The 25,353-nt window shown below is 69.4% G+C and carries 23 protein-coding genes; 12 read left to right on the top strand and 11 right to left on the bottom strand.

Going from position 1 to position 25,353, the window contains the following annotated elements:
* Positions 1-100 precede the first annotated feature (100 nt).
* From leuS to holA, 5 genes are all read left to right on the top strand, one after another.
* Entirely contained in the window at positions 101-2,584 is a 2,484-nt protein-coding gene (gene leuS / locus ACIO3S_RS16695) for a leucine--tRNA ligase (protein ID WP_400465715.1), read from the top strand.
* Between the two features lie 51 nt (positions 2,585-2,635).
* Complete coding sequence (locus ACIO3S_RS16700; protein WP_160028156.1) at positions 2,636-3,496, top strand: DegV family protein; 861 nt, start codon at positions 2,636-2,638, stop codon at positions 3,494-3,496.
* A gap of 115 nt (positions 3,497-3,611) precedes the next feature.
* Positions 3,612-4,502 carry a helix-hairpin-helix domain-containing protein gene (locus ACIO3S_RS16705; protein WP_400465719.1) on the top strand — a complete coding sequence of 297 codons (891 nt, stop codon included), beginning with the start codon at positions 3,612-3,614 and terminating at the stop codon, positions 4,500-4,502.
* The gene (locus ACIO3S_RS16710) at positions 4,499-6,787 is read left to right on the top strand and encodes a ComEC/Rec2 family competence protein (RefSeq protein WP_400465722.1); all 2,289 of its coding nucleotides are present in this window, start codon (positions 4,499-4,501) and stop codon (positions 6,785-6,787) included. Before ACIO3S_RS16705 ends, ACIO3S_RS16710 begins: the two co-directional genes overlap by 4 nt.
* Before the next feature lie 29 nt (positions 6,788-6,816).
* A complete protein-coding gene (gene holA, locus ACIO3S_RS16715) occupies positions 6,817-7,800 on the top strand; it encodes a DNA polymerase III subunit delta (RefSeq protein ID WP_400465725.1) in 984 nt (327 codons plus the stop codon).
* A 161-nt stretch (positions 7,801-7,961) separates the two neighbouring features.
* On the opposite strand, the gene rpsT is transcribed toward holA, so the two are convergent.
* A complete protein-coding gene (rpsT, locus tag ACIO3S_RS16720) occupies positions 7,962-8,222 on the bottom strand; it encodes a 30S ribosomal protein S20 (protein ID WP_091048431.1) in 261 nt (86 codons plus the stop codon).
* A 310-nt stretch (positions 8,223-8,532) separates the two neighbouring features.
* Here rpsT and ACIO3S_RS16725 point away from each other — a divergent pair, with 310 nt between their 5' ends.
* Positions 8,533-10,392 carry an AMP-dependent synthetase/ligase gene (locus ACIO3S_RS16725; protein WP_400465728.1) on the top strand — a complete coding sequence of 620 codons (1,860 nt, stop codon included), beginning with the start codon at positions 8,533-8,535 and terminating at the stop codon, positions 10,390-10,392.
* Here ACIO3S_RS16725 and ACIO3S_RS16730 read toward each other — a convergent pair.
* From ACIO3S_RS16730 to ACIO3S_RS16765, 8 genes are all read right to left on the bottom strand, one after another.
* Entirely contained in the window at positions 10,377-11,321 is a 945-nt protein-coding gene (locus ACIO3S_RS16730; RefSeq protein ID WP_400465731.1) for a hypothetical protein, read from the bottom strand. The genes ACIO3S_RS16725 and ACIO3S_RS16730 overlap by 16 nt on opposite strands.
* Positions 11,322-11,374: 53 nt before the next feature.
* Entirely contained in the window at positions 11,375-12,430 is a 1,056-nt protein-coding gene (locus tag ACIO3S_RS16735; RefSeq protein WP_400465734.1) for a WD40 repeat domain-containing protein, read from the bottom strand.
* A 21-nt stretch (positions 12,431-12,451) separates the two neighbouring features.
* On the bottom strand, positions 12,452-12,949 hold the full coding sequence (locus ACIO3S_RS16740) for a DUF4919 domain-containing protein (RefSeq protein ID WP_160028170.1): 498 nt from the start codon (positions 12,947-12,949) through the stop codon (positions 12,452-12,454).
* Positions 12,946-14,016: a hypothetical protein gene (locus ACIO3S_RS16745; RefSeq protein WP_400465737.1), complete on the bottom strand. Its 1,071-nt coding sequence runs from the start codon at positions 14,014-14,016 to the stop codon at positions 12,946-12,948. The genes ACIO3S_RS16740 and ACIO3S_RS16745 overlap by 4 nt, the downstream gene beginning before the upstream one ends.
* Positions 14,016-14,513, bottom strand: coding sequence for a DUF4919 domain-containing protein (locus ACIO3S_RS16750; RefSeq protein WP_400465740.1), 498 nt, complete (start codon positions 14,511-14,513; stop codon positions 14,016-14,018). The genes ACIO3S_RS16745 and ACIO3S_RS16750 overlap by 1 nt, the downstream gene beginning before the upstream one ends.
* Entirely contained in the window at positions 14,510-15,565 is a 1,056-nt protein-coding gene (locus tag ACIO3S_RS16755; protein ID WP_350840059.1) for a hypothetical protein, read from the bottom strand. Before ACIO3S_RS16755 ends, ACIO3S_RS16750 begins: the two co-directional genes overlap by 4 nt.
* On the bottom strand, positions 15,565-15,867 hold the full coding sequence (locus ACIO3S_RS16760; RefSeq protein ID WP_160028178.1) for a hypothetical protein: 303 nt from the start codon (positions 15,865-15,867) through the stop codon (positions 15,565-15,567). Before ACIO3S_RS16760 ends, ACIO3S_RS16755 begins: the two co-directional genes overlap by 1 nt.
* A gap of 78 nt (positions 15,868-15,945) precedes the next feature.
* Positions 15,946-17,517 (bottom strand): alkaline phosphatase D family protein, encoded by a 1,572-nt coding sequence (locus ACIO3S_RS16765; RefSeq protein WP_400465744.1) that lies wholly within the window; start codon positions 17,515-17,517, stop codon positions 15,946-15,948.
* A 188-nt stretch (positions 17,518-17,705) separates the two neighbouring features.
* Between ACIO3S_RS16765 and ACIO3S_RS16770 the strand changes: the two genes are divergently transcribed.
* The gene (locus tag ACIO3S_RS16770; protein ID WP_400465747.1) at positions 17,706-18,149 is read left to right on the top strand and encodes a hypothetical protein; all 444 of its coding nucleotides are present in this window, start codon (positions 17,706-17,708) and stop codon (positions 18,147-18,149) included.
* On the opposite strand, the gene ACIO3S_RS16775 is transcribed toward ACIO3S_RS16770, so the two are convergent.
* Complete coding sequence (locus ACIO3S_RS16775; RefSeq protein ID WP_400465749.1) at positions 18,122-19,366, bottom strand: RNA polymerase sigma factor; 1,245 nt, start codon at positions 19,364-19,366, stop codon at positions 18,122-18,124. The two genes, ACIO3S_RS16770 and ACIO3S_RS16775, sit on opposite strands and share 28 nt — an antisense overlap.
* Before the next feature lie 38 nt (positions 19,367-19,404).
* On the opposite strand from ACIO3S_RS16775, the gene ACIO3S_RS16780 reads away from it, so the two are divergent.
* The 5 genes from ACIO3S_RS16780 (at position 19,405) to ACIO3S_RS16800 (ending at position 24,766) form a co-directional block, all read left to right on the top strand.
* Positions 19,405-19,773, top strand: coding sequence for a YciI family protein (locus ACIO3S_RS16780; protein WP_400465752.1), 369 nt, complete (start codon positions 19,405-19,407; stop codon positions 19,771-19,773).
* Positions 19,774-19,834: 61 nt separating this feature from the next.
* Entirely contained in the window at positions 19,835-20,746 is a 912-nt protein-coding gene (locus tag ACIO3S_RS16785; RefSeq protein WP_400465755.1) for a hypothetical protein, read from the top strand.
* 61 nt (positions 20,747-20,807) lie between these two features.
* Positions 20,808-22,676, top strand: coding sequence for a translation elongation factor 4 (lepA, locus tag ACIO3S_RS16790; RefSeq protein ID WP_160028190.1), 1,869 nt, complete (start codon positions 20,808-20,810; stop codon positions 22,674-22,676).
* A 379-nt stretch (positions 22,677-23,055) separates the two neighbouring features.
* Positions 23,056-24,351 (top strand): DUF222 domain-containing protein, encoded by a 1,296-nt coding sequence (locus tag ACIO3S_RS16795; RefSeq protein ID WP_400465758.1) that lies wholly within the window; start codon positions 23,056-23,058, stop codon positions 24,349-24,351.
* A gap of 67 nt (positions 24,352-24,418) precedes the next feature.
* Positions 24,419-24,766, top strand: coding sequence for a hypothetical protein (locus ACIO3S_RS16800; protein WP_400465761.1), 348 nt, complete (start codon positions 24,419-24,421; stop codon positions 24,764-24,766).
* Here the strand turns inward: ACIO3S_RS16800 and ACIO3S_RS16805 are convergent.
* A complete protein-coding gene (locus ACIO3S_RS16805) occupies positions 24,753-25,334 on the bottom strand; it encodes a hypothetical protein (RefSeq protein WP_400465764.1) in 582 nt (193 codons plus the stop codon). The genes ACIO3S_RS16800 and ACIO3S_RS16805 overlap by 14 nt on opposite strands.
* Positions 25,335-25,353 lie beyond the last annotated feature (19 nt).

The following is a 25,353-nucleotide window of genomic DNA, read 5'->3' on the forward strand; positions in this document are numbered from 1 at the left end:
GGTCACGCGGCTACCCCTCCATGTGAGGGGCCCTTCTTATTTCTAGGGATCGTTCCAGAAGCAGTCTTGACGCACGACACTCGACAAGGACGAAAGACCAATGACGCAGGAGCAGGCCGAGCACGCGACGTACGACGTCACCGAGCTGCAGGACAAGTGGCGCCCCATCTGGGAGAAGCTGGAGCCGTTCAAGGCGGGCCAGCGCGAGGGGGCCGAGAAGCGCTACGCGCTCACCATGTTCCCCTACCCGTCGGGTGACCTGCACATGGGCCACGCCGAGGTGACCGCGCTGCACGACGTGCTGGCCCGCTACTGGTGGCTGAAGGGTTTCGACGTCCTGAACCCGATCGGCTGGGACTCCTTCGGCCTGCCCGCCGAGAACGCCGCGATCAAGCGCAACGAGAACCCCGCCGGCTGGACCTACGCCAACATCGAGACCCAGGCGGAGTCGTTCAAGCGCTACGGCATCTCCTTCGACTGGTCGCGCCGTCTGCACACCTCCGACCCGGAGTACTACAGGTGGACGCAGTGGATCTTCCTGAAGCTGTACGAGGCCGGCCTGGCCTACCGCAAGAAGTCGCCGGTCAACTGGTGCCCCAACGACCAGACGGTGCTTGCCAATGAGCAGGTCGTCAACGGCGAGTGCGAGCGCTGCGGCGCGACGGTCACCAAGCGTGACCTGACGCAGTGGTACTTCCGCACGACTGCCTATGCGGAGGAGCTGTACAACGGCCTGGACCAGCTGCAGGACACCTGGATCGGCAAGGTCGTCAACATGCAGCGCAACTGGATCGGCCGGTCCGAGGGCGCGCACGTCGACTTCGAGATCTCGCTGACCTCTGGCGGAACCAAGAAGGTCACCGTCTTCACGACGCGTCCCGACACGCTGTACGGAGCGACCTTCATGGTCGTCGCCGCGGATGCCGACCTGGCCAAGGAGATCGTGGCCCCGGAGCAGGCTGCTGCGCTGGAGGGCTACCTGGAGGACGTACGCAAGGCCTCGGACATCGACCGCCTGGCGACCGACCGTCCCAAGACCGGCGTCGACCTGGGCGTCACCGCGACCAACCCCGTCAACGGCGAGCAGATCCCGGTGTGGGCGGCGGACTACGTGCTGGCCGACTACGGCACCGGCGCCGTGATGGCCGTCCCGGCCCACGACCAGCGCGACCTGGACTTCGCCAAGGCGTTCTCGCTGCCGGTGCGCCGCGTCGTGGACGTGCCGGGCGCGGACAACCCCGAGGAGACGTACGTCGCGACCGCGGGTGACGGCGCGTACGTGAACTCGCCGGAGCTGGAGGGCGTCGCCGACAAGGCGAGCGGCATCCACAAGATCATCGAGAAGCTGGAGGCCGAGGGCCACGGCAAGGGCACGATCAACTACCGGCTGCGTGACTGGCTGCTGTCCCGGCAGCGCTACTGGGGCGCGCCGATCCCGATCATCCACTGCCCGGTCGACGGTGAGGTGCCGGTTCCTGAGGCCCAGCTGCCGGTGCAGCTGCCGGAGCTGAAGGGCGCCGACCTGAAGCCGAAGGGCGTCTCGCCGCTGGCCGCGGCCTCGGAGTGGGTCAACGTCACCTGCCCGAAGTGTGGCGGTCCGGCCACGCGTGACTCCGACACGATGGACACCTTCGTCGACTCGTCGTGGTACTTCCTGCGCTACCTGTCGCCGACCGACGAGACGCAGGCGTTCTCCTCGGAGCTGGCACGCGAGTGGGGCCCGGTCGACTTCTACCTGGGCGGCGACGAGCACGCTGTGCTGCACCTGATGTACGCCCGCTTCTTCACCAAGGCGCTGCGCGACATCGGCCTGATCGACTGGGACGAGCCGTTCTCGGCGTACCTGTCGCAGGGCAAGGTCATCAACGGCGGCAAGAAGATGTCGAAGTCGCTGGGCAACGGTGTGAACCTGTCGGACGTGCTGGAGGAGTTCGGCGTCGACGCGACCCGGCTGACGCTGGTCTTCGCCTCCCCGCCGGAGGACAACATCGACTGGGCCGACGTCTCGCCGGCGGGTTCGGTGAAGTTCCTGCAGCGGGCCTGGCGCCTGGCCGGGGACGTGACGTCGTCCCCGGGTGTCGACGTCTCGGGTGGCGACGTCGCGCTGCGGCGTACGACTCACAAGACCGTCGCCGAGGCCGAGCAGCTGATCGAGTCCTACCGGTTCAACGTGGTGGTGGCTCGGGTGATGGAGCTGGTCAACGCGACCCGGAAGGCGATCGACTCTGGTGTCGGTCCTGCCGACCCCGCCGTACGTGAGGCCGCGGAGACGGTCGCGATCCTGCTCTCGCTGGTCGCGCCCTACACCGCCGAGGAGATGTGGGAGCGTCTGGGGCACGAGCCGACGGTTGCGCGGGTTGCGTGGCCGACGGTCGAGCCCCACCTGCTCGTGGAGGACTCGGTGACGGCGGTCGTGCAGATCAAGGGCAAGGTGCGTGCGCGCCTGGAGGTCTCGCCCTCGATCTCCGAGGCCGACCTGGAGGCCGCCGCGCTGGCCGACCCGACGATCGCGGCCGCGATCGAGGGCCAGACCGTCCGCAAGGTCATCGTCCGCGCGCCGAAGCTCGTCAACATCGTCGTCTGATCGGCTCGGCTCGCGCTGTCGAGGCGATGGGTCGATCTGTAGGCTTCTGACATGGCCCGGGTAGCGATCGTGACCGACTCGACCGCGATGCTTCCATCCGATCTCGGGGATGCCACGGAGCTGATCACATCGGTGCCGTTGCAGGTGATCGTGGATGGGACGTCGTACGACGACGGGGTGGAGGAGACGTCGCCCGAGGCGCTGCTGGCGGCGTTGGCGGCACACAAGACGGTGACGACCTCCCGGCCCTCGCCGGCGCTCCTGGCGGAGGTCTACGCGAAGCTCGCGGCGCAGGGCTTCGAGGAGATCGTCTCCATCCACCTCTCCGCGGAGCTGAGCGCGACGTGCGAGTCCTCGATGCTCGCCGCGCGGGAGGCTCCGGTGCCGGTGATCACGGTGGACACGAAGGTGGTCGGGCCCGGGGTCGGGTTCGCCGTTCTGGCTGCCGCGGAGGTGGCCGGACGCGGCGGGAGTGCTGCCGAGGCGCGTGAGGCCGCGCTGGCGCGGGTCGCCGCCACTCGTTCCTACTTCTACGTCGACACGCTCGAGTACCTGCGCCGGGGCGGGCGGATCGGAGCCGCTGCTGCCCTGCTGGGGACGGCGCTCGCGGTCAAGCCGCTGCTCACGATCGAGGACGGGCGGGTCGTGCCGCATGAGCGGGTGCGTACGGCTGAGCGGGCGATCGCGCGGCTGCAGGCGCTCGGGGTCGAGGCGGGCGAGGACGCGGACGCCGTCGAGATCGTCGTCGCTCACCTGGGCAGCCCTGACCGGGCGGCCGCGATGAGCGAGGGACTCTCCGCCGAGCTGAACGGCAAGATCAACGGCGACGTACGCGTCGGGGTGCTGGGCGCGGTGCTCGGTGCGCATGTCGGGCCGGGGTGTGTGGCGGTCGTGGTGGGGCCGAAGCTCTGATTCTGGGCCTGTTCTTGGGCCGATTACCGTCCACAGGGGCGGTTGAGGATCGGGTTGTCCACAGGCGCTGAGAACGCGCTCGGAAGTGTCGGCGCGGGCGCATAGCTTCGGCGTCATGCGGACCCGACCGACCTCTGATCACGCCGATGCCGTCGCCCGGCGGCTGAAGCAGCTGCGCGCCGAGCTGGACCCGCCGGGGGAGGAGGACGAGGGCGAGGAGGACTGGCAGCCGCCGTGGTGGGACGGGCCGAGACCGACCGACACCGCGGAGCTGGATCCGTTGGTGCCGGTCCCGGGACGCCACGCGTCTCGGCGTCAGGTCGTGATCTCGCCTGATGCGGTGCTGCCCGAGCCGCTGCGCGGGCGGGTGAGCCTCGGCCCCTGGCATCTCGTCATCGTCTCGCTCGTGCTGGTCGCCGGGTTGGCGGTGGCCTGCTGGTGGATGATCCGCGCCGACCCGGAGGTGGTGCCGGCCGCCCGGGCCTCGCCCTCGGCCTCCCCGCTGGTCGCGCTGCCGACCGCCTCGGTGGCGCCCGGGAGCACGGCTGCGGTGCCGTCGGGCGGGCCGTCGGCCGGGACGGTGACGGTCGACGTCGAGGGCAAGGTGCCCAAGCCCGGCATCGTCGTGCTGCCGATCGGCTCCCGGGTGGTGGATGCCGTCGAGGCTGCCGGCGGGGCCTCCCACAAGCAGCTCGCCGGGCTCAACCTCGCTGCTCTGCTCAGCGACGGTCAGCAGATCGTGGTCGGTGCGCCCAACGGGGGAGGTGGCGTCGCGGCGCCCGGCTCTGGCGCCCCGGCGGCGGGTGCTCCAGGGCCGGGGGTGAGCCTCAACACCGCGTCGTTGGAGGAGTTGGAGACGTTGCCCGGAGTGGGGCCGGTGACAGCGCAGGCGATCATCGACTGGCGCACCACCAACGGCGCGTTCACCTCCGTCGACGAGCTGCTCGAGGTCGACGGGATCGGACCGAAGACCTACGACTCCCTGGCACCGCTGGTCACGTTGTGAACGACCTGCGGCTGCCGCTTCTCGGAGCCGGGGCGTGGGCGGGGGCGTTGGCCGGGCCTGTGGTGGTGGCCGGCGGAGGGTCCGGGGTGGTTCTGCTCGTGCTCCTCGCCGCGGTCCTCGGCATCGGCGGTGGATGGGCCGTTCGGAAGCGCCGCCCGACGGCGCTGGCGTTGGTGCTGATGGTCGCCGGGACCGCCGTCGTCGCGGGGCTGCACGCCGCCCGGGTCAGCGACAACCCGGTGGCGGACCTGGCCGCGCGCAAGGCGCAGGTGCGGGTGGTCGCCACCGTCACCACCGACCCGAAGGAGGTGACGGGTCAGCACGGGACGTACCAGCTCCGGCGGGCCAGCGTGCGAGAGATCAGGGGCCGCGGGGTGGTCTACAGGCTGCGTACGCCGGTGGTCGTGCTCGGCGGCGACGCCTGGGCGGACATCCCGCTCGGGGCGACGGTGTCGACGACGGGACGCCTGGGGGAGAGCGACTCGCACGAGGAGTCGGCGCTGCTGATCGCGGGGCAGCCGCGAGTCGTCGCAGGTCCGGGGATCTGGTGGCGCGCCTCCGAGACGCTGCGTGGCTCGATCCGGGACGCGGTGGCACACCGGCCACCGGACCAGGCGGCATTGGTTCCGGCGCTGGTCGACGGTGACGACACCGGTCTCTCCGACGACCTCGCGGACGACTTCCGCACGACCGGTCTGACCCACCTGCTCGCGGTCTCCGGCACCAACCTGACCCTGGTGGTGGGATTCCTGCTCATCGTCGCCCGCTGGGCCGGGGTGCGGGGGAGAGGGCTGTACGCCGTCGGGGTGCTCGGCATCCTCGGGTTCATCGTGCTCGCCCGCACCGAGCCGAGTGTGGTGCGGGCGGCCGCGATGGGTGCGGTCGGACTGCTGGCGATGACGCACAACGGACGCCAGCGAGCGTTGCGCGGGCTCGGTGCGGCGGTGATCGGGCTGCTGCTGATCGACCCCGGGCTGGCGACCTCGATCGGGTTCACCCTCTCGGTCCTGGCCACGGCCGGCATCCTCCTCTTCGGGCCACCGTGGCGGGATGCTCTGAGGCGTTGGATGCCGCAGTGGTGCGCGGAGGCGATCGCGGTCCCGGCAGCGGCGCAGCTGGCCTGCACTCCGGTGGTCGCCGCCATCTCCGGCCAGGTCAGCCTGGTCGCGGTGCTCGCCAACCTGCTGGTCGAGCCCGCCGTCGCACCGGCGACGGTGCTCGGTCTCCTGGGAGGTCTGCTCGGGCTGGTGTGGGATCCGCTCGGCATGGTCGCGGGCACGATCGCAACCTGGTGCGTCGCCTGGATCATCGCGGTCGCCCGCTTCGGTGCCGGGCTGCCGACCGCGGAGGTCGGCTGGGCGACCGGGCCGCTGGCCCTGGCGGTGCTCGTGGTCGTCTGTGCCGCCATCGCCTTCCTGGCGCCGCGGATCCTGCGGCATCCGGTCACCGGGTTGGCCGGATGCCTGGTGCTGCTCGCGGTCGCGCTGGTGCGGCTGCCCAGCCCGGGCTGGCCCCCGCCGGGATGGGTGCTCGTGATGTGCGACGTGGGACAGGGTGACGCCCTGGTGGTGCGCACCGGGTCGGGTAGTGCCGTCGTGGTGGACGCCGGCCCCGATCCGGACCTCGTCGACGACTGTCTCGACCGCCTCGAGATCGAGGACGTTCCGCTCGCCGTGATCACCCACTTCCACGCCGACCACGTCAACGGCGTCGAGGGCGTCTTCGCCGGCCGCCGGGTCGGGGAGCTGTGGACCTCGCGGCTCCAGGACCCGCCCGAGGGCGTACGAGTCCTCGGCGAGACCGCCGGTGCGGCGGGGGTGGTGCCGGTTCCGGCTCCCTATGCGGCCACGACCACCGTCGGTGAGGTGCGGATCCAGGTGCTCTGGCCGACGGGCGAGTCCGACACCCGCGGGCCCGGGGACGGCTCCACCGCCAACGACGCGAGCGTGGTTCTTCTCGTCGAGTCCCGCGGCCTGCGTCTGCTGTTGACCGGCGACATCGAGCCGGAGGGTCAGGACCAGCTCGCCGACGACCTGGCCGAGCTCGACATCGACGTGCTCAAGGTGCCCCACCACGGCTCGCGCTATCAGGACCTCGACTGGCTGCGTACGCTGCGCGCGCAGGTCGCTCTCGTCCCGGTCGGTGCCGGCAACGACTACGGCCACCCGGCCACCGCCACGGTCCAGGGGCTCGCGGAGAGCGGCACCAAGGTCTACCGCACCGACCGCGACGGCTCGGTCGCGGTCGTCGAGTCGGGAGGTGAGGCCGCCGTGGTGACGCGATAAGTGTCGTTGCCGTGTGGGAGGGTTTGAGCATGGCACGCACCGCCTCCGCACCGAGCCCCACCGGCAACCTCTCGGCCTCCGACGTCCTGGGTCGGGTCACCCTGGTGACCGGCAAGGAGGAGTTCCTGGGGGAGCGTACGGTCGCGGCTGCGAAGGCCGCGGTGAAGGCCTACGACTCCGAGGCTGAGGTCTCCGAGGCGACCGCTGCCGACCTCACGCTGGCGACGCTCGGCGAGCTGAGCGCACCGTCGCTCTTCTCGAGCATCAGGTGCGTCGTCGTCCGGAACCTCGAGAACTTGCCGGACGAGTCGGTGGCGGGCCTGATGGACTATGCCGGGATGCCCGCGGAGGAGGTCGCGCTCGTCCTCGTCCACGGTGGTGGGCAGAAGGGCAGCGGCACTCTGGCCAAGCTCCGCAAGCTCCCGAAGGTGACCGAGCACAAGTCGGTCGAGCTGAAGGCGCGGGAGTTCGGCAGCTTCGTGAAGGCCGAGCTGCGGCTGCACGGGGCGAGCATCGACGAGGAGGGCGCCGACTTCCTGATCCAGGCCGTCGGCCAGGACCTTCGCGCCCTCTCGGCCGCTGCCAGCCAGCTTGCCGGAGACAACGAGGCGAAGCGACTCGGCCTGGAGCACGTGAAGCAGTACTTCGGCGGCCGGGCCGAGGTGAAGAACTACGTGATCGCGGACGCGATCATCTCCGGCGACCGGGTCAAGGCCCTCGAGGAGATCCGCTGGGCGCTCGACACCGGTTCCTCCCCGGTCTACGTCCTCTCCGCCGTGGCCGGCCAGCTGCGCACGGTCGCCAACCACGTCGCCGGGATCCGCGACAGCGGCACTCCGCCCTGGAAGCAGAAGTCCATCGCCGGCCTTGCCCGCGGCTGGTCCCGCGAAGGCATCGGCGAGGCCCTCCGCTCGGTCGCCCGAGCCGACGCCGACCTCAAGGGCGCCGCCAGCGACCCGGCGTACACGCTCGAGCGCCTCGTCCTCACGATCGCCGCCCTCCGCCAGCGCTGACCCCCGCGCCGAATCGGTAGTTCTGGCGCGCGAATCCGCACCTGTGGCGAACGAAACTCGACTTTCGTTCGCCACAACTGAATTCTCGGCCGCCACAACTGCTGACTCGGCAAATGCGAAAGCCCCCGTCGCGGAGGACGGGGGCTTCGGTGGGGCTTACCTCAGAGGGAGGAAGCCTTCTTGGCGATCGCCGACTTGCGGTTGGCGGCCTGGTTCTTGTGGATGACGCCCTTGGAGACGGCCTTGTCGAGCTTCTTGGTGGCGACCTTGGCGGTCTCGACCGCAGCGTCCTTCTCGCCGGCCTCAGCGGCGGCGTGGAACTTGCGGATGACGGTCTTGAGCTCGCTCTTGACGGCCTTGTTGCGCTCGTGCGCCTTCTCGTTCTGCTTGTTGCGCTTGATCTGCGACTTGATGTTCGCCATGGGTGAATGATCTCCAGTGCTTCGACGTGTGGTGGTGCGAGCTCTCAATCCGGCCCCTCGGGGAAATGAGAGGGGAGAGGCCTACGCGAACACGCTTGCGGTCAAGATTACAGACTCGCGTCGTTTGGCCTCAAATCGCCGTACCTCCCATAGCTACTCCGGGGTAGGCTGTGGTGATCTCGGTCACGAGATTTCCGGCGGAACCCCCTGTTGCGGCTCGGCTCCAGCGTCTAGGGTCCCCCGCGCGGTCCCTCTCGTGCTAACCGCCCACCGTTCACCCCCCACGCACACACTGCAGGCCAGGAGAATCATGCCGACCCAGTCCGCGATCGATCTCGCATTCCTCGACGAGATGCCGGCGAACTTCGCCCTTCACTTCCTCAACCGGGTCAAGGCGACCCCGAATGCGGAAGCGTTCCGCTATCCCGTGGTCGGCTCGACGACCGAGGCAGGCGGAGAGGAGTGGAAGTCGCTGACCTGGAAGGAGGCCAGCGACCTGGCCAGCCGCCTCGCCGCGGGCCTCGTCTCGCTCGGCCTCGAGCTCGAGCAGCGGGTCGGCATCGCCTCGACCACCCGCTATGAGTGGATCATCGCCGACCTCGCGGTGATGCTCGCCGGTGGCGCCACCACGACTGTCTACCCGACGACCAACGTCGACGACACTGCCTACATCCTCGGCGACGCCGAGTGCCGCTTCGTCTTCGCCGAGGACGACGGTCAGCTCGCCAAGATCGCCGAGAGGGCCGCCGACCTGCCCGAGATCGTCAAGGTGATCACCTTCGACGGTCAGACCGACGGCGAGCGGGTCATCGGCCTGGACGACCTTGCCGCCATCGGCGACAAGTACCTCGCCGACCACCCGGACGTGATCGAGGAGACCGCGGCCAAGATCACCCCGGACCACCTGGCCACGCTGGTCTACACCTCAGGCACCACCGGCCGGCCGAAGGGCGTACGCCTGCTCCACCGCGCCTGGGTCTACGAGGGCGAGGTATTCCGGTCCAAGGGCGACGTACTCGGCCCCGACGACCTGCAGTTCCTGTGGCTGCCGATGTCGCACGTCTTCGGCAAGGTGCTGCTCTCGGTCCAGATCGCCTGCGGCTTCCCGACCGCGATCGACGGCCGGATGGACAAGATCGTCGACAACCTGGCGATCGTGAAGCCGACCTTCATGGGCGCCGCCCCGCGCATCTTCGAGAAGGTGCACGCCAGGATCACGATGATGGTCGAGAACGACGGTGGTGTGAAGAAGAAGCTCTTCGACGCCGCCTTCGCCAACGGCATCGCCCGCGACCGGCTGCTGCGCGAGGGCAAGTCCGTGCCGACCTCGATGGCGCTCAAGCACGCCGTGCTCGACAAGCTGGTGCTCAGCAAGGTCCGTGACCGCTTCGGTGGCCGCGTACGGTTCTTCATCTCCGGCTCGGCCCCGCTCAACCGCGAGATCGCCGAGTGGTTCCGGGCCGCGGGGATCCTGATCATGGAGGGCTACGGCTCGACCGAGAACGCCGCGGGCGCGTCGGTTGGCACTCTGCAGGAGAACAAGCTCGGCACCGTCGGCAAGGCGTTCCCGGGCAGCGAGGTGAAGATCGGCGAGAACGACGAGCTGCTCATCCGCGGCCCGCACGTGATGCCGGGCTACCACAACCTGCCCGAGGAGACCGCCAAGGCGCTCGACGCCGAGGGCTGGTACCACACCGGTGACAAGGCCTCGATCGACGAGGAGGGCTACATCACCATCACCGGCCGGATCAAGGAGCTCTTCAAGACCTCGGGCGGGAAGTACGTCGCGCCGCCGGCGATCGAGTCGAAGTTCGCCGCGCTGTGCCCCTACACCAGCCAGTTCCTGGTCTTCGGTGCCAACCGCAACTTCGTCAGCGCGCTGATCGCCCTCGACCCCGAGTCGATCACCGCCTGGGGCGCCTCCCACGGTCTGGAGGGGAAGTCCTACGAGGAGATCGTCACCTCGCCGCAGGTGCGTGAGCTGATCGGCGGCTACGTCGACGAGCTCAACGCAGGCCTCAACCGCTGGGAGACCATCAAGAAGTGGGAGATCCTCGAGCACGACCTGACCGTCGAGAGCGGTGAGCTCACCCCGTCGCTGAAGGTGAAGCGCAACGTCGTGGAGGCGAAGGAGCAGGCGCGGATCGACGCGTTCTACGCCGGGTCCTGATCCCAGGCTCGGCGCTCCGCCAGCCAGTCCAGACACACCTCGCCCTGCCACCGCTGCATCCTGCGGAGGTGGGGCGAGGTCGTCTTGACCGGCTGGTCGGCGGCGGCCAGGAAGTAGCCGGCGAAGAGGGCCAGGACGGAGTCGATGGCCTCCGGGGCGGCCTGCGACAGCAGCGGATGGGTGGCCAGGAACGACTCGACGTCGAGGCCGTCACCGCGCGGTCCGACCAGCATCAGGAGCGAGTCGATCCAGTCGGCGCCGAGGACCGGCCAGGTCCACTCGACCAGCAGGACGCCACCGTCGGGACGGATGCGGATGGTGTCGTCGCGTACGTCCAGGTGGACCAGCGTCTCGCCGGCGGTGTGCTCCGCGAACCCTGCGGCGATCTCGGCCGCACGGTCGGCGTGCGGGTAGCCGGCCACCCGGTCCCACAATGCGGGGTACGAGGCGTGCTCCTCGGCGAAGGTCGGCCAGCCGATGCCCGGGGCCGGGGTGAGGGCGGTGGCGGTCTCGACCAGCGCCTGGGAGACGACCTCGAGGTCCGAGGGAGTCCAGGGCCGCGAAGGCAGCCGCGACTCGATGTGCTCGAAGGCCAGGACGACCCACTCGCCGTCGTCGAACCACCTCAGCTTCGGGGCGGGGACCCAGCCGGCGAGCTTCTTCAGCTTCACGGCCTCCTCCCGGTAGAGCGCCGCGGAGTCGCGCTGCGCCTTGGCGGAGGCCGCCTTCACGAAGTGCTGGGAGCCGTCCTGGCAGGTCAGCGTCGAGGCGAACCCCGGCGTGAACCCGGCCCCGTGCGACTCCGCCGAGACCACGGGCCCACCGCCGAGGCGTTTCTCGATCGAGGACCGCAGGAACGGCGGCAGGTGCGGCCACTCCAAGCGGCGGGCGGTCTGCCCGTGCGGGATGTTCGTCGGGATCGCGCTCACGACCACATCCTTGTGTACGCCGGCCATGATGCGCCAGCGCACCACGGCACGCCCTAGGACATCGGCGGCTGATCGAGCTGAGCGGCGGGCTTGCCGGTGGCGACGTCCCAGGCGGCGACGCCTTCCTCGGTCGACGCGGTGTAGAGGGTCTTGCCGTCGGGGCTGAAGATCACGTTCGATCCAGGGGACGCGGTCCGGGCAAGGTCGCGGGACCCGCCCGTACCGCCCAGCGCTTTGGGTGCCCACAGGATCAACCGGGCATCGTCGGAGTCGTCGATGGCGGCCAGTGACCGAGAGTCGGGGGAGAAGGAGACGGCGGCGACCGGGTCGCCGGGTAGCGTCTCGACGGCCTCGAGCGTCTCAGCGTCCCAGATCGTGGGGTAGCCCTCGGTAGTTTCGCCGGCGATCCAGCGCCCGTCCGGGCTCCAGACCGGGTCGGCGCCGCCAGCGGCCGAGACCGTGCCGACCTCGTCGCCCGATTCGGCCTCGAGGATCGAGACGCTGTCGCCGGAGGCGACCGCCACCTGCTTGCTGTCGGGGCTGAACGAGATCGATCCGACACCGTTGCCGAGATCGGTGCTCGCAACCTCGTCGCCGTCCTCGACCGACCAGATGATCAGGTCGCCCTCGAGCCCGGCGCCGGCCACGAGGCGACCGTCGGGGCTGAAGGCGATCTCGCCGACCGGGCTGGCGTCGGTGACCTGCGGGTTCGGCAGGCCCTCGAGTCGCTGGACCTGCTTGTCGCCGTCCACCTCGACCAGCGCGATGTCCGAGCAGCCGACCTGCCGCGCGACGAGCGTGAGGTCGGGGCTGATGGCGCCGTAGCCGGTGTCGGAGATCGTCTCGTACGCACCCCCGGCGGCGCTCCAGCGGCAGGTGCCGTCGGTGCAGCTGGCCACGACGTACTTCCCGTCGGGGTCGGTGACCAGCGAGCCGGCGTCGACCCGCGACGGCATGACCGCGGCGGCCAGGCTGATCGTGCCGCCGGACGTCCCGAGCGCGGAGATGTCGCAGCCGTCCTGGTCGGGGTCGCCGGCGCACCCGGCCAGGAGCGCGGCGGCGAGCACGCCGATGAGCGGGACGCTGAGGACGTACGTTCGGGGTTTCATCGGTCCTTCTGGAGAGATCGGTCAGGCGAACGAGGACACGTCGAAGTAGGCGACGGTGCCGTCGGTGCAGGTGAGGCGGTCGAGTCGACGGCCCCCGGTCTCGACGAGGTCCTGGCGGTCCCGGACCTTGTCGAGGGCTCGGAGCATGTCGTACTCGTCGTTGATACGCAGCACCGACCACGGATGTTGCTCGCTGCCGTCGCCGGTGGAGCGGATGCTGCGCAGCGCGGCACCGGCGACCTGCCGCTCGCGGGCGGCGGCCCGGCCGTCGCCGGACTGCTCCAGCGCGGTGGCCATCCGCAGGTGGACCGAGGGGCTGAAGATCGCCCCCGGCATGGCCCGCCGCAGCTCGGCGGCGGCCGCGGCGTACGACCCCTCGGCGAGCAGCCTGTCGACCGAGTCGAGGTCGAGATCGGCGGTGAAGTTGGCCGCGCCGCGGACGGCGCGGCGAAGCGGCCCGAGGGTCTCGGGGCCCGGGTCGTCGAGATAGGCGGAGACCAGGTCGGCGTACGTCGTCATCGGGACTCCTCCAGGAGCCGGTTGAACTCCTCCTCGGTGAGGTTGTTCAGGTAGTCACGGCCGGAATTGCGGGCGTCGGTCTCGACGGGCTGGTTGTAGTACTCGTCGAAGGAGTCGCCGTTGTCGGTGCTCTTGTAGTCGTCGAAGTTCTCCTCCCACGCCTCGGCCTGCTCTTCGGTGATCCCGTCTTCCTTGTGCTCGTCGAAGGGGTCGTCCTCCCACCAGAACTGCCAGTCGTTCTTGTCGTCGATGGCCTCGTGCTGGCGACCGTGACGGACCTCGTGGGCGACGGTGTTGATCAGCTGGCCGGGGTCGTCGAGCACGTTGGGGTTGAGCGCCATCGTCGGCTCTTCGTCGTTCCAGTAGCCGTAGGTGATGCTGCCGTCGCTCCAGTCGTCGTTCTCCAGATCGGACCAGTCGATGGTGGGCATGTCGACGCCGCTCTCCTCGGCGATCTTCTTGACCATCTCCTCGAGCACGGCCTTGCGCTCCTCGATGGTGAGCGTCTCCCACTTCTCCGCGATCGCCGGGTCGATGTTGCCGTACTCGTCGCCCTGCTCGTTGATGCCGGTCGGCAGGCCGCGGGCGAGGATCGCGTCGACGCCGACGGCCTTGGCGAGGGCCTTCTCGATCTCGTCGGCGATCTCCTGGGCGATGTTCTGGCGGCTGCTGCTCCACTCCTCGGCCTCGAAACGGCTCTTGAACGTCGGTGGGGTGGCGGTGCTGGTCACCGTGCCGTCGTCGCTGACGGTGAACTCGTTGGTCTTGGCCCGGTCGAGGATCCCGGCGACGAGGCGCTCGATCGCCTCGACCTCGGGCTCGGCGGTGTAGAGCGCCTTCTGCATCTCCTGCTTGGCGGTGATGTGGCTGCTGAGGCTCTTGACCAGGCCGTCGCGATGCCCTCGGGCGGCGTCGGCGGCCACCCCGGTCCAGGACTTGGCCACGCCGTTGGCCTCGAGCTCGTCGCGGCTGGTCTCCAGCTTGCGGAGGTCGGCCTTGAGTCCGTCGCCGGCGTCACCCAGCGGCGCGGCTTTCCAGGTCTTGACCTGGCCGAACGTGATCGCCATCAGACGAGCGCGGTCGCGTCGAAGTGGACGAGGGTCCCGTCGGTGCAGGTGTGGCGGTCGATACGCCGCCCGCCAGCCTCCAGGAGATCCTGGCGGCCGGGGACCTTCTTCAGGGCGCGGAGCAGGTCGTACTCGTCGTTGATCCGCAGCACCGTCCAAGGATGCTCCAAGGTGCCGTCGCCGGTCGCCCGGATGCTCCGCAGGGCAGCGCTGGCGACCTGACGCTCGCGAGCGGCTGAGCGCTCCTCGCCGGAGCGCTCCAGGGCGGTCGCCAGGCGCAGATGGGCGGACGGGCTGAAGATCGCCCCGGGCATGAGTGCCCGCAGCGCGGCCGCGGCCTCGGCGTAGGCGCCCTCGTCGAGCAGCTTGTCGACGGCGCTGAGGTCGAGGTCGACGGTGAAGTTGGCGGAGTTGCGGACCGCGCGGCGCAGCGGCGCCAGCGTCTCGGAGCCGGGGGCGTCGAGGTAGGCGGTGACCAGATCGGCGTACGTCGTCATTTCGACTCCTTCAGGAGACGGTCGAGCTCAGCGGCGGTCAGATTGTCGAGATATTCGCGACCGGACTTGCGGGCGTCGGCCTCGACGGGCTGGTTGTAGTACTCCTCGTACGTGTCGCCGTTGTCGGTGCTCTTGTAGTCGTCGAAGTTCTCCTCCCAGTCCTCGGCCTGCTCCTCGGTGATCCCGTCTTCCTTGTGCTCGTCGAAGGGGTCGTCCTCCCACCAGAACTGGAAGTCGTTGTTGTCCTCGATCGCCTCGTACTGCCGGCCATGGCGCATCTCGTGAGCCACGGTGTGCAGGATGTCGGGATTGTCGACATTGCCCGGATTGAGGTGCACGGTGTGGTCGTCCTCGCTCCAGTAGCCGTTGGTGCTGCCCTGGGCGTCCCAGACGATGTCCTCGACATCGACGCCGTACTCCTCGGCGAGCTCCTCGATCTTCTGGTCGATGATCGCCTTGCGCTCGGCATCGGTGAGCTGGGCCCAGCGCTCGGTCACCTCGGGGGAGGCCAGGCCGCGCTCGTCACGGGTGTGATCGAGATCCTTGTCCGTGCCGGTCGGGATGCCGTCGGTGAGGATCTGGTCCACGCCGGCCGCCTTGGCGAGGGCGTCGGTGATGTCGTCGGCGATCTCCTGGGCGACGAACTGGCGGCTGCTGCTCCATTCCTCGGCCTCGAAACGGCTCTTGAACGTCGGCGGCGTGGCGGTGCTGGTCACCGAGCCGTCGTCACCGACGGTGAACTCGTTGGTCTTGGCCCGGTCGAGGATCCCGGCGACGAGGCGCTCGATCGCCTCGACCTCGGGCTCGGCGGCGTAGAGCGCCTTCTGCATCTGTTGCTTGCCGGTGATGTGGCCGCTCAGCTGCTTGACCAGTGTGTCGCGGTGGCCGCGGGCGGCGTCGGCGGCCGCACCGGTCCAGGACTTGGCCACGCCGTTGGCCTCGAGCTCGTCGCGGCTGGTCTCCAGCTTGCGCAGGTCGGCCTTGAGTCCGTCGCCGGCGTCACCCAGCGGCGCTGCCTTCCAGGTCTTGACCTGGCCGAACGTGATCGCCATCAGTTCGGGCCCATGACCTTTCCGCCCTTGTCGCCGGCGGCCTGGTCAGCGGCCTCGAACTCGTCGAGAGCCTTCTGCATCTCCGCGGCGAGCTTCTGGGAGCTGTCGGCCGCGGCCTTCGTCTCATCGGTCCAGCGGGTGCCGAGATCGGACATGTAGGTGACCGACTCCGCCCCTGGGACCGCAGCGCCCGCCTTGCTCAGATAGCCGGCGGAATCGGCTTTGCGTACGGCGCTCTCGGCGTCCGTGGCGATGCCGATGGATGTCTTCATGTCCTTGGGGACGACATGAATTTCGCTCATGGTCTGCTGGTCCTCCTGGGCCCGAACGGGAGACGGCTAGGGCGTGTCTTCGCAGAGACACGCCCTAGCCGGCAGACCCTAACGGAAACTCGGGTCCAGCGTCTTCGTAAATAGCGCACCGCCGTCGACGTCACGGAGGGTGACGGTGAGCTGCTGCGTACGTCCGTCGATCTCGACCTCGCCGAAGAACTGGAAGCCGTCGGCGGGTGAGGTGTTGGCGGCCGGGGGAGCGGCCACGAACTCGGCCGCCGGACCGAAGGTCGGGTCCAGCTTGTTGGGGCCGAAGGCGCCGGCGTTGAGCGGACCGGAGACGAACTCCCAGAACGGGTCGAAGTCCTGGTAGGACGCACGGTCTGGCGAGTAGGAGTGCGCTGCCGTGTAGTGGACGTCGGCGGTCAGCCAGACGTGGTTGCGGATGCCGAGGCGCTTGAGCCCGGAGAGCACTGTCGCGATGTCGAGCTCGCGGCCGAGCGGGGCGCCGGCGTCGCCCTGGGAGATGCCCTCCTGCAGCGGACCGTCCGGGACGACCAGGCCGATCGGCAGGTCCGCGGCGATGACCTTCCAGGTGGCCCGGGAGGCAGCCAGCTCGCGCAGCAGCCACTTCGTCTGACGCTCACCGAGGACGCCGCCGTCGGAGCTCGTCTCGGCGTTGGTCGTGTTGGCGTCCTTGTGGGTGCGCATGTCGAGGACGAACAGGTCCATCAGCGGGCCGTAGGAGAGCTTGCGGTAGATCCGGCCGTCGGGGTCGGGGGAGGCGTCGCCGACTGGGATGTACTCGTGGAAGGCCTGCTTCGCACGCGCCGCGAGGACATCCACACGGCGCTCGGTGTAGCGGCCGTCGTCGGGGAGGATCTCGCCCGGGTACCAGTTGTTGGTGACCTCGTGGTCGTCCCACTGCGCCACGATCGGCGTCTGGGCGAGGAACGCGCGCCAGTTGTCGGCGAGCAGGTTGTAGGCGTACTGCCCGCGGAACTCGGCCAGCGTCTCGGCGACCTTGTGCTTCTCCTCGGTGACGATGTTGTTCCAGACCCGTCCGTCGGGGAGGGTCACGGTCGAGGTGAGCGGGCCGTCGGCGTAGACGTTGTCGCCGGAGCTCAGGAAGAAGTCGGCCTCGCGCGCCGCCATCGCGGGCGCGATCCGGAAGCCACCGAAGTCGGGGTTGGCGCCCCAGCCCTGGCCGGCGATGTCGCCGGACCACAGGAACCGGATGTCCTGGCGGCGTGCGGGAGCGGTACGCAGCCGGCCCAGCTCCCAGGCGCTGCCGCGTCGCGGGTCATCGGGGTCGACGGCACGGACCCGGTAGAAGTAGTCGCGCCCCGCCTCGAGGCCGTCGACCTTCAGCTCCCCGGTGAAGTCGCTGCGCGCGGTCACCACCGGGCCGCTGACCGGCCGGGCCCGGCGGAACGACTCGTCGGCCGAGATCTCCGCGACCAGTCGGGAGGTCTTGTCCGCGCGGCTCCACAGGACGCCGCCGCGGGCGCCGACGTCGCCGGACTGGACGCCGTGGGTGAGGGTCGGTCGGTTGCCGCGGACGAAGGCCGGCGCGGAGGCGGGGGCGGCGTGGGCGGTAGCTGCGGTCGTGGGGATGACGAGTCCGGCACCGGCGGCGGCACCGAGGCCGAGGACGGAGCGGCGGTTGAGTGGGGTCATGGACCAAACCTGCCGATTCCGGCGGAACGACCGGTGAGTTCCGCGGGTCGTGTCGGTGAACACGTACGCGAAGGGTGCCGTCCCCGGGTGAAAGAGAAGTTTCTTTCACCCGGATGTCGAGATCCTCGGGCGAGCTCCGAGAGAGGGGTGAAGGCCGGAGAAGCCGGCCGCACACGAGGAGCGACATCATGAACGACGAGTACGCCATGCCCGCACTGCCCACACCGAGCCCCGGCGTTCGCGCCCTGGACCGGCTGATCGGCACCTGGAAGGTGACCGGCGGGGCAGAAGGCGAGGTGACCTACCGCTGGATGGAAGGCGGCTACTTCCTGCTGCAGGACGTACGCCTGGAGCAGTTCGGCCAGGTCACGACCGGGATCGAGGTGATCGGCAACCTGCGCCCCTTCGGCGAGGAGGCGAGCGCCGATGTGCACTCGCGCTACTACGACAACACCGGCGCCACCCTCGACTACGTCTACGAGCTCGACGGCGACACTCTCACCATCTGGGGAGGGGAGAAGGGCTCGCCGGTGAAGTTCGTCGGTACCTTCGACGAGACCGGCGACGTGATGACCGGCGAGTGGGACTACGCCGGCCAGGGCGGCTATGAGTCGACGATGACCCGGGCCTGATCCGCGCGCCGGAGCAGGTAGTCGCGCTCGGCCTCGTTGGCGGTCAGCTCCGCAGCCGCCCGGAACTGGGCGGCGGCGGACGGGTCACGCCGCTGGTCCAGCAGGTGCGCACGCACCGCCAGGACCCGCTGCGCGGTCAGCGGATCGCCGGCGAGGCCGTGCTCGGCGTCGAGCTCGTCCAGCAGCTGCAGGCCTACCACCGGGCCGAACGCGTGAGCCGCCGCGACCACGCGGCCCAGGCGGACCGGCGCGGTCGGCAGCGTACGTTCCAGCAGGAGGTAGAGGCCGAGGATCTCGTGCCAGTCGGTGTCCGCGGCCGACTTCGCGTGGGCATGCACCGCCGCGATCGCCGCCTGGAGCCGGAACGGGCCCGGATCACAGGCTCCCCACACCTCCTCCAGCACGGCCAGCCCCTCCTCGATCAGCGCGCGATCCCACCGGGAGCGGTCCTGCTCGGCCAGCGGCACCAGGCCGAGGTCGGGGTCGGTGCGGGCCGGCCGCCGTGCCTCGGTGAGCAGCATCAGCGCCAGCAGGCCGGCGACCTCGTGCTCACCCGGAGCGATCCGGGCGAGCATCCGGGTCAGCCGGATCGACTCGTGCGCCAGGTCGACCCGGCCCAGCTCGGCGCCGGCGGTGGCGGTGTAGCCCTCGTTGAAGACGAGGTACAGCACCTCGAGCACGGCGCCGATCCGATCCGCGCGTTCGGTCTCTCCGGGCGGCGTGAACCGGGCGCCGGCCTTGCGCAGCGTCTGCTTCGCCCGGCTGATCCGGGTACCCATGGTGTTCTCGGGTACGCCGTACGCATGGGCGATCTCGGTCGTCGTCAGCCCGCCCACGGCGCGCAGCGTGAGCGCCACCTGCCCGGTCCGCGACAGCGCCGGATGACAGCACAGCAGCAACAGCGCCAGGCTGTCGTCGGTCTCCGCCGCCGGACCGGCCGGCGTGACCACCTCGGCGATCCCGATCTGGAGCTCGCGGCGGTGGGCCGCCTGCTCGGAGCGGAGCAGATCCACCATCCGCCGGTAGCCGACCCTGGTCAGCCAGGAACGCGGGTTCTCCGGAACGCCGTCGCGCGCCCACTGGATGCTGGCGTCCAGCAGCGCCTCCTGGACCGCGTCCTCGGCGGCCTCGAACCGGCCGAAGCGGCGGACCAGGGCGCTCAGGACGTACGGCGCCTCGGTCCGCAGCAGGTCCTCGAGCGCCACCGGTCCGGTCATGCCGACAGAGCCTAGTTTCGGGGGTCTAGTTTCGAGGCATGAAATACCTGCTGCTGGGCTACACGCCCGCCGACGCGTGGGACGCCTCCGATACGGCCTCCGAGGAGGCGCTCGCGGCGTTCGCGGAGTACCAGAAGTTCGAGGAGGAGCTGGTCGCCAACGGCGAGCTGGTCAGCACCGAGGGCCTGGGGCACCCGGCTGTGTCGGTCACCGTCCGGCCGGGCGAGAACGGTCCGGTCGCGACCGACGGCCCGTTCGCCGAGCTGAAGGAGGTCATGGCCAGCTTCGCGGTCATCGACGTGGCCAGCCAGGAGCGCGCCATCGACATCGTCTCGCGGATCGTCGCGGTCCTCGGGGAGCCGATCGAGATCCGGCCGGTGATGGGGGACGACTTCGCGCAGGTATGACCCGGTGTGACCCGCTGGGATACGGGTGGCAGTATCTGCGGTGATGTGGGCTAGAAGGAACATGTTCGCCGCTGTGCTGCTGGTTCTGGTGGCGCCGGTGCTGTTCGGCTGCGCCGCCGAGCCCCCGGCCGAGGCGGAGTCCGGCTCGCCGTCGATGCCCGCGAGCCCCGCGCCCGAGACGTCGGCGAGCGTGCCGCCACGCGCGCCCGAGTCGCTGGAGATCCCGTCCGTCCCACCCGCCGACGATCGCGGCATCGTCGAGGGCGGTGACCTGAGCTGGCCGCAGTGTCCCGAGGGGATGGGCATCAAGGAGCGCCGGACGCTGGGGCTGCCGATGCCGCTCTCCTCGGCGGAGTACGTGGTCATCGGGCTCACCAACGGCCCGGCGTTCACCCCCAACCCGTGTCTGGCCTCGCAGGTCGAGTGGGCCAAGCAGAACAAGGTGATGACCTCGGCCTATGCGGTCACCTCCTACCCCCGTGACGCCACGATCCGTGAGTACGGCGGCGAAGGTCCGGGCGACCCGGACACGAAGATCGGCCGGCTGACCAACGTCGGCTACCAGCAGGCGGTGTGGAACCTCGAGCAGATGGAACGCGCCGGTCTGGAGTCGCCCTCGGTCTGGCTCGACGTCGAGCCGGTCGCGGTCTGGGAGTGGTCCGGCGACATCGAGGCCAACCAGGCGGTGGTCAAGGGAGCTCTGGCCGGCTATCAGGACGCCGGGAAGCGGGTCGGGGTCTACTCGATCGAGGGCCTGTGGACGCCGATCGTCGGCGACCTGCAGCTGCAGCTGCCCGAGTGGCGCCCGGCCGGCGAGGCATCGCGGGCCGCGGCCCTGGAGCGGTGCGGTGGCGAGTGGATGTTCCAGGGCGGTGCCGCGGTGATGGTGCAGTGGCTCGAGGACGGCCGCGACCGCAACGTGACCTGCCCGGGCGAGTCGGTGCAGCTGCCGCTTTGGTTCCATCAGTACTGAGCGTGGGACACTAGGCGGTGACGTACCCGCCCCCGTTCTTGAGCATCTACGAAAGCAGCCTGTGACTCACTCCGCGCCACAGCCCGGCTCCACTGATCCGGCGATCATCCGCAACTTCTGCATCATCGCCCACATCGACCACGGCAAGTCGACGCTGGCCGACCGGATGCTGCAGCTGACCGGTGTGGTCGATGAGCGTGCCGCGCGGGCGCAGTACCTCGACCGGATGGACATCGAGCGCGAGCGCGGGATCACGATCAAGTCCCAGGCCGTGCGGATGCCGTGGACGGTCACCGAGGGCGAGGATGCCGACAAGACGTTCGTGCTGAACATGATCGACACCCCCGGCCACGTCGACTTCACCTACGAGGTGTCCCGGTCGCTGCAGGCGTGCGAGGCGGCGATCCTGCTCGTCGACGCGGCGCAGGGCATCGAGGCGCAGACGCTGGCCAACCTCTACCTGGCGATGGGTGCCGACCTGCACATCATCCCGGTGCTCAACAAGATCGACCTGCCCTCCGCCAACCCGGAGAAGTACGCCCTGGAGCTGGCCAACCTCGTCGGCTGCGAGCCCGAGGACGTACTCCAGGTCTCGGCCAAGACCGGTCTGGGTGTCGAGGGGCTGCTCAACGAGATCGTGGCCCAGACCCCGGCTCCCGTCGGCGACCCGGACGCCCCGGCGCGGGCGCTGATCTTCGACTCCGTCTACGACACCTACCGCGGCGTGGTGACCTACGTCCGGGTCTTCGACGGCAAGCTGACCCACCGCGACAAGATCAAGATGATGTCGACCGGCGCGGTCCACGAGATGCTCGAGCTCGGTGTGATCAGCCCGGAGCCGGTCAAGGCCGACCACATCGGTGTCGGCGAGACCGGCTACCTGATCACCGGCGTGAAGGACGTACGCCAGTCGCGCGTGGGTGACACCGTCACCGGCAACAACCGCCCGGCCAAGGAGATGCTCGGCGGCTACTCCCACCCCAACCCGATGGTCTTCGCGGGGCTCTACCCGATCGACGGCGACCAGTACCCGGTGCTGCGCGAGGCGCTCGACAAGCTGCAGCTCAACGACGCGGCGCTGACCTACGAGCCGGAGACGTCGGGCGCGCTCGGCTTCGGCTTCCGCGTCGGGTTCCTCGGCCTGCTGCACATGGAGATCACCCGCGACCGTCTCGAGCGCGAGTTCAACCTCGACCTCATCTCGACGGCTCCCAACGTGGTCTACGACGTGATCATGGAGGACGGCTCCGAGCACATCGTCACCAACCCCTCGGAGTTCCCCGAGGGCAAGATCCGCGAGGTCCGCGAGCCGGTCGTCAACGCCACCATCCTCTCGCCGTCCGACTACATCGGCACGATCATGGAGCTGTGCCAGAAGAAGCGCGGCACCCTCGGCGGCATGGACTACCTCTCCGAGGACCGCGTCGAGATGCGCTACGTCCTCCCCATGGGCGAGATCGCCTTCGACTTCTTCGACCAGCTCAAGTCCTCGACCAAGGGGTACGCCTCGCTGAACTACGAGTTCAGCGGCGACCAGGCCGCCGACCTGGTCAAGGTCGACATCCTGCTCCAGGGCGAGCCCGTCGACGCGTTCTCCGCGATCGTCCACCGCGAGGCCGCCTACGGCTACGGCGTGATGATGGCCGGCAAGCTCAAGGAGCTCATCCCGCGGCAGCAGTTCGAGGTGCCCATCCAGGCCGCCATCGGAGCCCGCGTCATCGCCCGCGAGACCATCCGCGCCATCCGCAAGGACGTTCTCGCCAAGTGCTACGGCGGCGACATCTCGCGTAAGCGCAAGCTGCTGGAGAAGCAGAAGGAGGGCAAGAAGCGGATGAAGATGGTCGGCCGCGTCGAGGTCCCCCAGGAGGCCTTCGTCGCCGCGCTCTCCACCACCCAGCCTTCCACCGACAAGTCTGCCGGGAAGAAGTAGATCTTCGCTGGTCGAGCCGCCTTGCTCCGCTGGTCGAGCCGCCGGAGCCGCTAGGCGGAGGCGTGTCGAGACCAACACGGTTCTCTTGCGCGGGAAACCTCGGTTGGGTGACTGTTCTTGGTTTCGGGGTTCGCCGCCGACCCTTGCTGTGAGTGTTTCTCGATCGTGCGCCGCGTCAAGGACGCCCTTCGGGCGCCGGCTTCGCCGGCCGCTTCGCGGTCCTTGACACGGCACCCGATCGAGAAAGATTTCGCCTATAACGGGGCGGCGGCGAGAGTGTGGCGCGGAGTCCACGTTGCTTGTTCACTGACTGCGAAAACTGGGTTTGACCTGCTTAAATAGGTCGCGCGATGGTGCTCTTGCGCATATAATGAGGTCTATGTACGAGACCATCGACCGCCTCCTCGCCGGGCCGCCTGCGGGTGCGACCGAGGCTGAGCTGGTCGGCTGGATCACGCGTCTCGAAGAGGTCAAGTGCACCGCCGAGGCGGCCCAAGCCGAAGCGGCGGTACGCCTCGACGAAGCCGTCCGGGCACGCCAATCCGAGGCCGGGATGCCTGCCCGAAAGCTCGGTGAAGGCGTGGCTTCCCAGGTCGCGTTGGCGCGAAGGGTCTCGCCCGAGAAGGGCGCCAAACTACTGGGTCTGGCGAAGATCCTGATCAACGAGATGCCGCACACCTTCGCGCTGATGAAGGCCGGGCTGTTCTCCCAGTGGCAGGCCACCATCCTGGCCCGCGAAACCGCCTGTCTCTCACTCGAGGACCGTCGGGTCATCGACTACCAACTCTGCGCCACCGGGCCGGGTGGGGAACCCGCCAGGGCCGTGTCGATGGGGCTGCGCCAACTCGAGAACGCCGCCAAGAAACTCGCCATCACCCTGGACCAAGCCTCCGTCGTCGCCCGGGCAGCCAACGCAGTGAAGGACCGTCGCGTCAGCCTGCGGCCGGCACCGGACACGATGACCTGGCTCGGTGCGCTCCTTCCCGTCAAAGACGGCGTCGCCGTCTTCGCCGCCCTGGACCAGGCCGCGAACGCCGCACGTGCAGCAGGTGACGAACGCAGCCGTGGTCAGGTCATGGCCGACACCCTCGTCGACCGGATCACCGGCCGCAGCACCACCGGCGCGAAGCCGCGGATCGAGGTCAAGATCGTGATGACCGCCGACACCCTCGCCAACGACGCCGACCAGCCGGCCATGGTGGAGGGTTACGGCCCTGTTCCGGCGGCCTGGGCCCGCGAGACGCTCGCCGACGCGGACGTGTTCGTGAGGCGGTTGTTCACCGACCCCGCCGGGCAGCTGGTCGCCATGGAATCACGCTCCCGGAAGGCACCCGAGGGGCTAGCCGAGTTCATTGCGACTCGTGACGGCGGGATCTGCCGCACCAACGGCTGCGACGCCCCGATCCGCAACATCGACCACATCGAGCGCCATGCCGACGGCGGCATCACCAGCGCCGAGAACCTCCAAGGGCTGTGCGAGCGATGCAACCAAGCCAAGGAAGCACTCGGCTGGCAGGCCAGACCAGGACCCGACGGCAGCATCATCACCACCACCCCCACCGGGCACACCTACATCAGCCCACCACCCGACACCTGGCCGCCGAATCCACCACCACTGTCGCCGGCGGAGCTCATGCTGCGCCGCGTACTCCTCACTCATACGCTCGCGGCCTGAGTCGCTACGCCTTACGCTCGATGGTGGAGAGCCTTTCCCGGGGGCGACAAAGACGGGAGGGGACGCGATGCGATCCGATGAGGAGCGCTCGGGCGCCCACGGCTGGGTCTGGTGGTACGGACTGTTCATTGGCTGCCTGCTGCTGGCGGCGGGAGCGGCAGAGACCGTTCGGCTCGTACGCAGCGGGGACGGCGGGTTTGTCTTCTGGTTCGGCACGCTTGTCGGCGGAGGCTCGTTCGTCCTGGCCGGCACGCTGCTTCTGCCCCATAGGCCCAGGGCGGGGTTCATGCTCACGGCGATCGGATGTGTCGCGGGGCTGCTGCCGACCATGTGGGCCTTGATCGTGCCCGTGATGCTCGTGGTGCTGATCGTCGTGAGCGGCAGCCGGGCCATGGCGCCGGTCAGGAGCGGATGAGCTCGATGCTGTCGAGGACGGCGTCAAGGTCGTCGAGCCGCTGCTCGACATCGTCGGGGTTCTGCCAGAACACGCGGATGCCGTTGGCCTGCACGTGGACGCAGTCGGCGGGCATGCCGTCGGAGTAGGACCACCAGCCGAGCCGCTCGCCCTCCAGGCCGCCGAAGGTGTCGGTCGCGGCGTCGTAGGCGACGTCCCTGACCTCGTCGTCACCGCCGATGTCCTCGTACTCCTTCAGCTCGTCGTTCAGGTCCGCGAGCGACTCCTTCTCGCCGATCTCGACACTGAAGAAGCGCTCCTCGGACGTACGCCAGGTGCACTGGCCGTCGGGGGTCTGGTCGGTCGGGTCGGTTGACTCCGGCTCGAACTCCTTCGGCATGTCCAGCTTCACAATCACCTGCTTCCCGCCGACCACCCCCGCACACTCGCTCGCGGTGAATCCCTCCGGCGTCGAGGTCGAGGATGCCGAGAACGGCGTCGGTGCGTCCGTGGTCACCGGCCCCGAGCCGGCCCCGCACGCCGAGGTCGCAGCGATCAGGACGATCAAGGGTGCAGCCCGAGAATGCATGCCGGACAGTCCATCACAA

The organism is Nocardioides sp. NPDC087217 (genome assembly GCF_044744805.1).
Lineage (GTDB): Bacteria > Actinomycetota > Actinomycetes > Propionibacteriales > Nocardioidaceae > Nocardioides.

Excerpts from the sequence above, each read along its gene's own strand:
- ACIO3S_RS16705 (WP_400465719.1), top strand. The coding sequence starts at position 3,612 with ATGCGGACCCGACCGACCTCTGATCACGCCGATGCCGTCGCCCGGCGG.
- ACIO3S_RS16755 (WP_350840059.1), bottom strand. The coding sequence starts at position 15,565 with ATGGCGATCACGTTCGGCCAGGTCAAGACCTGGAAGGCAGCGCCGCTG.
- ACIO3S_RS16745 (WP_400465737.1), bottom strand. The coding sequence starts at position 14,016 with ATGGCGATCACGTTCGGCCAGGTCAAGACCTGGAAAGCCGCGCCGCTG.
- leuS (WP_400465715.1), top strand. The coding sequence starts at position 101 with ATGACGCAGGAGCAGGCCGAGCACGCGACGTACGACGTCACCGAGCTG.
- ACIO3S_RS16740 (WP_160028170.1), bottom strand. The coding sequence starts at position 12,949 with ATGACGACGTACGCCGACCTGGTCTCCGCCTATCTCGACGACCCGGGC.
- ACIO3S_RS16750 (WP_400465740.1), bottom strand. The coding sequence starts at position 14,513 with ATGACGACGTACGCCGATCTGGTCACCGCCTACCTCGACGCCCCCGGC.
- ACIO3S_RS16700 (WP_160028156.1), top strand. The coding sequence starts at position 2,636 with ATGGCCCGGGTAGCGATCGTGACCGACTCGACCGCGATGCTTCCATCC.
- ACIO3S_RS16775 (WP_400465749.1), bottom strand. The coding sequence starts at position 19,366 with ATGACCGGACCGGTGGCGCTCGAGGACCTGCTGCGGACCGAGGCGCCG.
- ACIO3S_RS16780 (WP_400465752.1), top strand. The coding sequence starts at position 19,405 with ATGAAATACCTGCTGCTGGGCTACACGCCCGCCGACGCGTGGGACGCC.
- ACIO3S_RS16795 (WP_400465758.1), top strand. The coding sequence starts at position 23,056 with ATGTACGAGACCATCGACCGCCTCCTCGCCGGGCCGCCTGCGGGTGCG.
- ACIO3S_RS16725 (WP_400465728.1), top strand. The coding sequence starts at position 8,533 with ATGCCGACCCAGTCCGCGATCGATCTCGCATTCCTCGACGAGATGCCG.
- ACIO3S_RS16770 (WP_400465747.1), top strand. The coding sequence starts at position 17,706 with ATGAACGACGAGTACGCCATGCCCGCACTGCCCACACCGAGCCCCGGC.
- ACIO3S_RS16735 (WP_400465734.1), bottom strand. The coding sequence starts at position 12,430 with ATGAAACCCCGAACGTACGTCCTCAGCGTCCCGCTCATCGGCGTGCTC.
- ACIO3S_RS16760 (WP_160028178.1), bottom strand. The coding sequence starts at position 15,867 with ATGAGCGAAATTCATGTCGTCCCCAAGGACATGAAGACATCCATCGGC.
- ACIO3S_RS16785 (WP_400465755.1), top strand. The coding sequence starts at position 19,835 with ATGTTCGCCGCTGTGCTGCTGGTTCTGGTGGCGCCGGTGCTGTTCGGC.
- ACIO3S_RS16765 (WP_400465744.1), bottom strand. The coding sequence starts at position 17,517 with ATGACCCCACTCAACCGCCGCTCCGTCCTCGGCCTCGGTGCCGCCGCC.
- rpsT (WP_091048431.1), bottom strand. The coding sequence starts at position 8,222 with ATGGCGAACATCAAGTCGCAGATCAAGCGCAACAAGCAGAACGAGAAG.
- ACIO3S_RS16805 (WP_400465764.1), bottom strand. The coding sequence starts at position 25,334 with ATGCATTCTCGGGCTGCACCCTTGATCGTCCTGATCGCTGCGACCTCG.
- ACIO3S_RS16800 (WP_400465761.1), top strand. The coding sequence starts at position 24,419 with ATGCGATCCGATGAGGAGCGCTCGGGCGCCCACGGCTGGGTCTGGTGG.
- holA (WP_400465725.1), top strand. The coding sequence starts at position 6,817 with ATGGCACGCACCGCCTCCGCACCGAGCCCCACCGGCAACCTCTCGGCC.